This is a genomic window from Lapidilactobacillus gannanensis (genome assembly GCF_003946675.1).
GTDB lineage: Bacteria > Bacillota > Bacilli > Lactobacillales > Lactobacillaceae > Lapidilactobacillus > Lapidilactobacillus gannanensis.
In genome coordinates this window covers 20,917-28,164 of sequence record NZ_RHOT01000028.1, presented here as the reverse complement: position 1 = coordinate 28,164, position 7,248 = coordinate 20,917, and the positions used below count along the sequence as shown (strand labels likewise).

Annotated in this window: 8 protein-coding genes; all 8 read right to left on the bottom strand. The window is 41.3% G+C overall.

The genetic code is table 11. The annotated features are described in order from the left end of the window. Positions 1-193: 193 nt before the first annotated feature. Positions 194-946: a pseudouridine synthase gene (locus EKM81_RS08225; protein WP_125650646.1), complete on the bottom strand. Its 753-nt coding sequence runs from the start codon at positions 944-946 to the stop codon at positions 194-196. Then, entirely contained in the window at positions 924-1,550 is a 627-nt protein-coding gene (gene scpB, locus EKM81_RS08220; protein WP_125650648.1) for an SMC-Scp complex subunit ScpB, read from the bottom strand. Before scpB ends, EKM81_RS08225 begins: the two co-directional genes overlap by 23 nt. A gap of 2 nt (positions 1,551-1,552) precedes the next feature. After that, positions 1,553-2,296 carry a segregation and condensation protein A gene (locus EKM81_RS08215; protein WP_125650644.1) on the bottom strand — a complete coding sequence of 248 codons (744 nt, stop codon included), beginning with the start codon at positions 2,294-2,296 and terminating at the stop codon, positions 1,553-1,555. A gap of 5 nt (positions 2,297-2,301) precedes the next feature. Then, positions 2,302-2,709, bottom strand: a complete 408-nt coding sequence (locus EKM81_RS08210; RefSeq protein ID WP_125650643.1) for an N-acetyltransferase — start codon at positions 2,707-2,709, stop codon at positions 2,302-2,304. A gap of 29 nt (positions 2,710-2,738) precedes the next feature. Continuing rightward, a complete protein-coding gene (gene xerD / locus EKM81_RS08205; RefSeq protein ID WP_125650641.1) occupies positions 2,739-3,626 on the bottom strand; it encodes a site-specific tyrosine recombinase XerD in 888 nt (295 codons plus the stop codon). Continuing rightward, the gene (locus tag EKM81_RS08200) at positions 3,619-4,488 is read right to left on the bottom strand and encodes a S1 RNA-binding domain-containing protein (protein WP_125650639.1); all 870 of its coding nucleotides are present in this window, start codon (positions 4,486-4,488) and stop codon (positions 3,619-3,621) included. Before EKM81_RS08200 ends, xerD begins: the two co-directional genes overlap by 8 nt. Positions 4,489-4,492: 4 nt before the next feature. Beyond that, entirely contained in the window at positions 4,493-4,957 is a 465-nt protein-coding gene (locus EKM81_RS08195) for a DUF441 domain-containing protein (protein WP_125650637.1), read from the bottom strand. Positions 4,958-5,468: 511 nt separating this feature from the next. Next, positions 5,469-7,238, bottom strand: a complete 1,770-nt coding sequence (gene pyk / locus EKM81_RS08190) for a pyruvate kinase (protein ID WP_125650635.1) — start codon at positions 7,236-7,238, stop codon at positions 5,469-5,471. Between the last annotated feature and the right edge of the window lie 10 nt (positions 7,239-7,248).

The following is a 7,248-nucleotide window of genomic DNA, read 5'->3' as shown; positions in this document are numbered from 1 at the left end:
GCACTTCTAGCCGGATATATGATTATCCTAACTGAAGTTCGGCAGTTTTTACATACGTGTGATATTTACTCGCTTACCGTAGTTGTTCGCAAATCGCTTTCACTTGTGCCTCAATGCCCAGCATTAAAAAAACACCTGATCAGCAATAATCGCCAGACCAGATGTTAGCCTTTATTGTTGGCTTGCCCTTAAATTAACGTTGCAAACCTTGACGGGCCATTTTGTATAGTTGTTGGACTTCGCTCCCATTCAAACGCCGAGTTTCACCTGGCTGCATACCGGTTAAATCAAGAAAGGCGTAACGCTCTCGTTTCAATTTTTGCACTGGGTGACCAACTTTGGCCAACATTAATTTCACTTGATGATTCATACCTTCATGAATGGTCAAATAAACCAGGGCCGTTTGCTTCACCTGATTAGAGCTTTTAAGAGAAGCCTTAGCTGGCGCTGTGGTTTTGCCATGGATGGTCACACCTTGACGTAGTTGCTTCAAGGCTGCTGCATCAGGAATCCCCTCAACTTTAGCCAAATATGTTTTATCAACGTTAAACTTAGGGTGCATTAATAGATTGGCTAATTCACCATCGTTAGTCACTAATAACAAACCTGAGGCATCATAGTCTAGCCGACCAATTGGATAAACACGTTCGGGCTTATCGGCGAAGAAATCACTAACTACTGGCCGCCCCTTGTCATCACTGACTGCAGAAATAACATCACGTGGTTTATAAAAAAGATAAGTCACGGCACGTTGTTTCATTAATGGTACTCCGCCAACCTCAACATGATCATGTGTGGTTACTTTCGTCCCTAATTCTCGGACGATTTCGCCATTTACGGTCACCTGACCTTGTTGAATTAAAACCTCTGCCTTACGCCGTGAAGTGACGCCGGCATCAGCAATTGCCTTTTGTAAGCGGACTTCATGCTCCTGTGGTTGTGTCATGCTGTGACTCCTTTTCTGTTTGCTCAGTGCGCGCTGCACTAGTTGTTTGGTTTTTATAAAATAAATCAAGATTGCCGGCTTGATCAAAAGCAGAATCCGTAAATTTACTGAGATCTGGTAATTCAGCTAACTTTTGTAAGTCGAAGTAATCAAGAAAATAGTTAGTCGTTCCATAGAGGATTGGTCGACCAGGAGTTTCTTTGCGCCCAGTTTCTTTGATCAACTGGCGAGCTAACAAGGTCTGAATGGCACCATTACTTTTCACGCCACGAATTTGATCAATTTCAATTCGAGTAACTGGTTGTTGGTAAGCCACAATCGCCATTGTTTCAAGAGCCGCTTGGCTTAAACTAGTCGGCTGATGCCCAGCAAAATATTGGTGTAATATTGGGGCATATTGTGCTTTAGTCACCAACTGATAATGGTCACCATGATTCATTAACGTCAACCCACCAGTACCTTGTTCGTAAGTCACCTGTAACTTAGCTAATAACTGCCGCAACCCGCTTGCTTGAATACCAATAATGGTTGCAAGATCATGAAGACTGATTCCTTGATCACCAACAGTATAGAGAATGCTTTCAATTTCACCTTGATACTGAATCACTACGCGGGCACTCCCTTACTAATTTGGATTGGTGCTTGGCGGCTTGGTTGCCGACAAATAATCGTCTTGGTTTTCATTAATTCAAGACACGCTAGAAACAAGGTGACTACCTGTTCACGATCAATTGGTAGCACAAACAAACTAGTAAAACTAACTGTCTGTTGCGGTGCCGCTGCCAAACGTGCCTGAATTAACGCTAAGGCCTCATCTAAAGAAAAGCTATCTCGACTAATCGTTTGTGCAGCAAACATGTCCTCCTGTCGCTGACGTTGTAATAGCTCAGTTAAAGCTGCACCTAACTCATCTAAGGAAACAATCCCCTTAGGTAATGGCGTTGGTGCTAAATGCTGAGGAATTGTTTCTTCCTTACTAAAGAAGCGGGCTCGCGTCTGTGCCTGTTGTTGCAAATAGTGGCTCACCTCTTGATAAGCCTGATAAGCCAATAATTGCTCAACTAAAGCTTGCCGTGGATCTTCTGGTTCTTCGTCAGGATGGTCCAGTTCATCTACTTTAGATTGTGGTAACAACAGGCGACTTTTAATGGCCATTAAAGTTGCTGCCATAATTAAATAGTCCCCTGCCACTTCTAAGGACAGTTCCTGCATTTGATGTAAATAATCCAAATACTGTTCTGTAATTTGGGCAATGGGGATATCATAAATATCAATTTCTTGTTTTTTGATTAGGTGCAGTAGTAAATCCAAGGGGCCTTCAAATTCGGTTAATTTTAATTGGAGTTCCATGGTGCCTAGTCCTGACTTGGTGTTTGCGGTTCAACTGGAGCACTATCATCTGAGCCAGTCGTCGTTTGACGTTCCCAAGCGGAAACAATTTCAGTTAAACTAACTGTCGCCATTAGCCGCTTATCATTAAACTTACCTTTTAAGGCATCAAGTACCTCAAAGGCGTTCTCTTTAGTCCGAAAATCAGGGGTAAAGGCTAAATGGCGTAACAAAATATAATTATCGGCAATTTCAAAACCGACAATTCCCACAAAATCACCATGAGCATCACGCCACAAATCTAACTCTAAGGTTGAATCACTCACATAGTTGGCTAATTCAGCAGATAAATGATTAAAATCCTTTAAGTCAGGGGTAAACGAAAGCAAACCCAAGGCGATTTTTTCATAATCCTGCTTATATTTTACTAACATCAAATTCCTCCAAGTAAGATCCTGTTGCTTTAATCACGGGGATGCGCGCGTTGATAAACATCAATCAAACGGCGTTGTGTAATATGGGTATAGATTTGGGTAGTTGAAATATCAGCATGTCCCAATAATTCCTGAACAACCCGTAAATCAGCCCCATTTTCCAAAAGATGGGTGGCAAAAGAATGCCGAAGTGTATGGGGTGTCACGTCTTTAGTGATCCCGACTTGTTGAATATACTTCTTGATTAATTTCCAAATTGCCTGTCGTGTCAGAGGCTGCCCGCGAAAATTCAAAAATAACGTCCCAACAAAATGATCCGACTTCAATAATTGTGGCCGACTGTTATTAAGATACCGCTTAACGTACTTAATTGCAACATTGCCAATGGGAATCAACCGTTCCTTGTTGCCCTTACCAATTGTATTAATCAGGCCCAATTCCAAATGCAAATCACTTAATTTAAGATGAACCAATTCGCTTACTCGCAAACCAGTTGCATACATGACTTCAAAAATTGCGCGATCACGTAACCCAAGTTTAGTCGCTGTATTGGGTGCTGCCAATAACTGATCGACTTCTTCAACAGTTAGTGCAACTGGCAAATGTTGCCCCCGTTTTGGCGAAGGAATTGTTTCCATTGGGTTGTGCTGAATTATTTCACGCTGACTAAGCCAACGATAGAAATGACGCAAGCTTGAAACAGCTCGCATGCGGCTACTTTGCGCCTTACCAGCAACTGCTAACTGCTGTAAATACAAACTCAGTTGTGTGGGATCTTCAGGAAATCGCGTTATTTTCTGATCGGCCAACCACTGACAAAATTGTTGTAAATCACGACGATAACTCGCAATAGAATTATCAGCCAGTCCCTGCTCAATTCTTAAAGATCGTAAATAATCATTAAGCAGATTATTCATGATACCCCTGACCCTTGGCGGTTAACGTTGTCCCGTTAAGATCAGTTGTAATATAACCTAGCTTTAGTAAACTGCCTAGTGCTCGCTTAAAGGCGCCCTTGCTAATACCAAAGTACTCTTTAATTGCACTCGGATCACTTTTATCCTGAAAATCAATATGAAATTCTGGTGCGCGTTGTAAAACTGCCATAATCATTTTAGCATCATCAGCTATTTCTTCATAAGCTAACGGCTTCAAACTAATTGATAACCGACCATCTTGCGTCAAGCCAATTACGCGACCACTAACGGCCTGACCAATATGAGGTTCATCTTGACGTTCAGTATAATGAACGAAAGCTAACCGCTGATCGTCAAGTTTCAAGAATGAGCCTACTTTTTTAGTCAAATAAATACGACCACTAACCGTCTCATTGCGCGTAAATTCACGGCTAAAACGGGCATGCTCCTTGAAGTACTCATCAGTAGCCAAATGAGCCCAAAGTCGTTGCTTCTTGTCATAACTTAAATTAACAGTTAATTGGTCACCAACTTGCGGCCATAAAGTATGCATCAATGGCAACTCATCAAGTGAAACAACAACATCTTTATCAACCAAACCAACATTGACAAACACGCCCAAATCACGGCGAATTTGAACAACTTCCCCAGTGCCATATGATTCTAAACCAGCTTCAGGAAGCTTAACTTGCAAGCACCACTGGCCTTGCTGATTTTCATAAACCATGCCAGTGATCTCTTGATCAGTGGCATATTTTTCTTCGCTAATAACTTGTAAGGTTTGACCATCAACTTGAGCAAAATCAGCTTGCTCGTTATGATCAATAATTTTTGCAGAAACAATTGTACCTGGATTTAACATTTTATCACCATCGACCTATCACTGAATTTAATAACGTTAACAAAACATATGTCATTCCTGAAGCAATCACTGGCCCGGCAGCAATTCCTTTGAAGAAAACAACACCAACAATTGTCCCAAAAACCAAGGCAATTGTTATTTCTGGACTTTGACTAAGTAATCCTACGCCACGTGCGGATAAAACTGCCACTAAGATACCGCAACCCACTGCAATGAAACCAGCCGGTGTTTTAAACGCGTTAACTAATTCCTGAAAACCAATTTTGCCAGTGGCAATCGGCACTAAAATAGCAATTGAAATAATGGTGACACCCCAATTGATGCCGTGACTCCCAACATAGTTTAAAACTTCATGGGACTGCGGTAACAATTTGAGCAACATGACCACGGCCACTGCAATAACTAATGATTGATTACGGCCTAGCAAGGCCACTGCTAAAATAACAATTAAGAAAAGCCAGCTTTCCACTGATCCACCTATTTTCTCTATACTTATCTCTATTGTACCAAAAATTAACGGAACTTGTCATGATACTCTTTGAAGCTAGTACGAAAAGGTTCTGCCTAAACATATAAATCATTTATGAACATGCTGATTCGGTCAACACCAGAAAACTTGTCAATCAAGCTATTAGTTCATCTCAATCTGCTTCTCTAATCAGTGGTAATCAGTTCCGTTAGTTTATACCGGTGGTGGCTGGGCAATTGGCGTCAGATGTGAAATTATTCTTAGCGATTTATCGCTTAGAATAAGCCTCGCATTTGAGATTTTCGCAAAAAAGCTCAAATCGACGGCCACGTCGTTCCACGACCTCTTAATCGCCTAGCCACCACCAACCCTAAATTGGGGAAGTCGTGACCCTATTTTAGTTTCAAGTTGCTGGGCCCTACTGTCAACTAACTAGGAAGTGGCTTAAGCCAAAATAATTCTATGTATAAAAAAAGCTTGGTCGCTAAACCAAGCTCTTTTTTTGAACTAATTAAAGTGAGTTTGAAGCGCCACGGTAGATAACACCACGATGTGAGTCAACAGTAATTAATTCGCCATCTTTAACGAGGCTAGTTGCATCAGCAGCGCCAACAACAACAGGAATACCCATAGCAATACCGACAACTGCAGCATGAGAAGTCAAGCCACCAGTTTCAACGACAATTGCGCTAGATTTTTCGATTGCTGGTAAGTAGTCTTTGTCAGTTGTCTTAACAACTAAGATACCACCATCAACGGCTTTAGCAATTGCATCTTTAGCATTATCAGCAACAACAGCTTTACCAACGACAGTTTCATCGCCGACGCCTTGGCCTTGTGCTAATTTAGAGCCAATTAATTGAACTTTCATAACATTAGTTGTACCACTTTCACCAACAGGCACACCGGCAACGATCAAGATCAAATCGCCTTCCTTAGCAAAGCCAAGGTCTTGTGCTTTTTGAGCGGCAACTTCAAACATTTCGTCAGTAGAGTTAGGACGATCAGCTAAGATAGGTGTAACACCCCAGTTAACTGTTAAACTACGTTCAGTTTTTTCGTCGAAAGTAACTGCTAAAATGTCAGCGTTAGGACGATACTTAGAAATCATCCGTGCAGTGTAACCTGAGTTAGTTGCACAAACAATTGCTTTAACTTTTAATTCTTCAGCAGTCCGAACAACGGATTCGCCAATAGATTCAGTGGCATTAGAACCCTTGTATTCTTCGAAACGTTGTAAAGCTAAAGTGTTACGCTTCTTCATTTCTTGTTCAGTACGTTTGTTGATCCGTGACATAGTTGCAACGGCTTCTACAGGGTAGTCACCATTAGCACTTTCACCAGATAACATTGTTGCATCAGTACCATCTAAGACAGAGTTAGCAACGTCGGTAACTTCGGCACGTGTAGGACGTGGGTTTTCTTGCATTGAATCAAGCATTTGAGTAGCAGTGATAACTGGCTTGCCCAAAGCATTGCACATCTTGATCAATGATTTTTGAACGAAAGGTACGTTTTCAAATGGAATTTCAACACCCATGTCACCACGAGCAACCATCAAACCATCAGAAACCTTCATGATTTCTTTGATGTTATCGATACCTTCTTGAGATTCGATCTTAGGGAAGATCTTAACATTTTCAGCATGTTTTTCTTCAAGAATTTCACGAATATCTAAAACGTCAGCTGCTTTACGAACAAAACTTGCAGAAATGAAGTTAATGTTGTTGTCACAGCCGAAACGAATATCGTCAGCGTCTTTTTCAGTGATCCCTGGGAGGCGGATTTCAACACCAGGAGCGTTAACACCCTTCCGAGAACCAATTTTACCTTCGTTTTGAACTTCAGTAACTAATTCTTTGTTGGCTTCATCTTTGGCAGTAATCTTTAAGTCGACCAAACCATCATCGATTAAAACATGACCACCAACGTGAGTATCATCATATAAGCCTTTGTAAGTAACAGCAATTTTATCTGGAGTCCCAGTTAAGCTGTCATCCATCGAAATACGGATAACATCACCAGTATGAGCAATAAAAGAACCGTTTTCTTGAACAGTAGTCCGAATTTCAGCACCCTTTGTATCAAGGACGATACCAACTAACTTGCCGGTAATCTTTTCAGCTTCGCGAACCATGTTCATTCGAGCAAGATGCTCTTCATGATCACCATGAGAGAAGTTGAAACGGAATACATTAGCACCGGATTCGATCAACTTAACAATGATGTCAGTTGTGTTACTTGCAGGTCCAAGCGTTGAAACAATCTTGGTCTTTTTCATGAAAAAAACG